This window comes from Faecalicatena contorta (assembly GCF_001404335.1).
GTDB lineage: Bacteria > Bacillota > Clostridia > Lachnospirales > Lachnospiraceae > Faecalicatena > Faecalicatena contortus_B.
This window is the reverse complement of sequence record NZ_CYZU01000117.1, coordinates 1-1,485: the sequence shown is the minus strand read 5'-3', so window position 1 is coordinate 1,485 and position 1,485 is coordinate 1. Positions and strand designations below refer to the sequence as shown.

The 1,485-nt window shown below is 44.7% G+C and carries 2 protein-coding genes; one reads left to right on the top strand and one right to left on the bottom strand.

Annotated features, from left to right (window positions below):
- Nucleotides 1–182 precede the first annotated feature (182 nt).
- Nucleotides 183–764, top strand: a complete 582-nt coding sequence (locus tag ARB69_RS25490) for a helix-turn-helix domain-containing protein (protein WP_055155412.1) — start codon at nt 183–185, stop codon at nt 762–764.
- Nucleotides 765–978: 214 nt separating this feature from the next.
- Here ARB69_RS25490 and ARB69_RS25485 read toward each other — a convergent pair.
- Nucleotides 979–1,485 (bottom strand): LysM peptidoglycan-binding domain-containing protein (locus ARB69_RS25485; protein WP_157355754.1); only part of this gene is annotated, 507 nt, incomplete at its 5' end.

The window sequence follows — 1,485 nt, the reverse complement described above, 5'->3', positions numbered from 1 at the left end:
GGCATTGTACTCCCCAGTAACGTCCGGAAGCCGTTGCGCAGTGTAAGACAGGCCGCCCAAATTGCTATTTAGTGGAATAAATCCAGAACATTTTATGCAATTAGGTATTGACACATCACTCAATGAGTGGTATATTGTAAATACAGAAATCACTCATTGAGTGATAACAGGGAGCGATATAAATGAATTTAAAAGAATTGAGATTAAAAGCTGGGCTGACACAAGCCGAAATGTCGGAACTGTTTGAAATCCCGAAAAGAACAATTGAAAATTGGGAATCCGGATCCAGGAAGTGTCCGGGGTATGTCGAAAAATTAGTAAAAGAAAAATTGGAGGATATGATTATGAATACAAACATAATGAATCAAAAAGGGTATTACGCAAACGTAAAATCTTCCGGAACAGATGGTATTTACTGGGGATTTAGTGTAAGGGAAGAACACGGCACTGCTTTTACAATGGAGATGGCAAAGGAATTGCTGGCGCTTGCCAATGCTGAATACAAAAAAGGCTGCCCGGCCGGATACGATAAATCGGCTTATAATCCCGATAAAGACTTTTCTTATATCAGATATGATATGTCAAACTACAAAGATGCCGGTGACGGTCACATGGTATTGGTCGGAGATAAAAAAGTAGGGACTTATGACGCAGTCAAAAATCTTCTTCGGATCTTTAAAAATGACGATCCGATTTATGAGAATAACAACGGCACTATCTGCCGTGACACTGTTGCACTGATGGATGATAGAGAATGTCTTTAATACCATTCTTAAAAAAATGAAACGAAAAAGAACTGCCTGAATGACAGTTCTTTTTTGGTATACTTACCTCTGTTTATATTTCAATCCAACGCGGGAAAGAGGGTTCCCGCGACACACGATAACCCCTTCTGCTACCGTGCTAACGGTTATATTATAAAATACTATTTATTAAATGTCAAGCCCGGAATCCATAAGGATCCGGGCTATAATTATGCTACCCTAATTTAAGCACCTGCCCCGGATGGATCAGGTTAGGGTTACAGATGCCGTTGATCTGGGCCAACCGCTGATAAGTAGTATTGTATTTGGCTGCAATGCCGGAGAGCGTATCTCCGCTCTTGACAGTGTATGTCTTGGCTGACGCTGCCGCCCCGTCGATCTTGATTACCTGGCCCGCGTAGATCAGGTCAGGATTGTTAATCCCGTTGATGGCCGCAAGGTGCTGGTAAGTTGTGCCATACTTGGCCGCGATCCCGGACAGTGTCTCGCCACTCTTGACGGTATGTGTTTCGGCTGTTGGCGCTGGAGCTGGGGTAGGCGTTGGCTTCGGAGTGCTGGGCGTGCCGGATCCGCCTTTGATCTCTGCCGGAAGGTCCCTGTAACATTCGTTCATATCGACATTGCCGCCGATCCCGGCCACCCGGCCTGTGCTACTGTACTGCCACATGTCCTTATTTTTACCGTTATAATCGCACTGGCTGTTGTACTGCGCGATCCATTT

Coding starts and splice junctions, on each gene's coding strand:
- ARB69_RS25490 (WP_055155412.1), top strand. CDS start 183: ATGAATTTAAAAGAATTGAGATTAAAAGCTGGGCTGACACAAGCCGAA.